The organism is Variovorax sp. 01T432, assembly GCF_056398605.1.
Genome location: NZ_JBFTPS010000170.1, coordinates 1 through 397, shown reverse-complemented (window position 1 = coordinate 397; position 397 = coordinate 1). Strand labels below are relative to the sequence as shown.

Below are 397 nucleotides of genomic sequence, written 5' to 3'. Positions count from 1 at the left end.
CGTGCCGCCGGACCAGTTGCACCGCGCCTTCGATCAGGCGGTGCCGGTCTATGTCGACTATCCCGACGAGGCCACCGACCCCGGCCCGCCGCCGGAATCGGCGATGAATCGCTTCGACTGCCTGCGGGTGCTCCAGCGCGACGGCATCGAGCAGGCGGTGGARCCGGTGGGCGTGGASACGATCAGGCCGTCCGAACGCTGGTTGTACATGAAATAGCCGTCCACCGAGACGGCCAGCTCGACCATGCCGGAAATGCCCGAGCGGTTGACCACCACGTCGTTGAACGCCAGCGCGGAGAAGATCACGCCGTCGTCACGGATCACGCGGGATTCCAGCAGCATGCGGGTCTCGGCCKCGTAGCGGCCGGCCAGCATCTCGGGCAGGGCGCGCGTCACG

1 pseudogene is annotated in these 397 nt (G+C 68.3%); it reads right to left on the bottom strand.

The features are described 5' to 3' along the window. Positions 1-144: 144 nt before the first annotated feature. Positions 145-397 (bottom strand): annotated as a pseudogene (ppnK, locus tag AC1DNF_RS35835) (NAD(+) kinase); the annotation flags it as partial.